We start from the raw sequence: 360 nt of genomic DNA on the forward strand, positions 1-360 counted from the left end.
TAAGCAAAAAGAATAGAGACATTATCTTGAATGCATCTTTCTCAAAAGAAGGGGCTAATTATTCTCTCACAAGAACCCATATGAATTCTTGTGATTTTTCCTTATCACAGTATTCCTATTCTCCAGTTGAAGGTGATATGCAGTTAGAGCATTTTACCATTAAAGATGATAAAGACGATGTAATACCCATGATTAAAGATGCTATGGAAGTATCTGAGGATGGTTTTAAAATTGTTGCTTCACCTTGGACTGCAGCGCCATGGATGAAAGATAATAACGAATGGGTTGTAGGTAAATTATTGCCGAAATATTATGATACGTGGGCATTGTTCTTTTCAAAGTATGTAGATGCTTACGAGG

The 360-nt window shown here is 35.3% G+C and carries 1 pseudogene; it reads left to right on the forward strand.

Annotated features, from left to right (window positions below):
- Window positions 1-360: pseudogene (locus ACY2RS_RS15515) on the forward strand (glycosyl hydrolase family 30); the annotation flags it as partial.

This window comes from Patiriisocius sp. 208BN25-11, assembly GCF_058147145.1.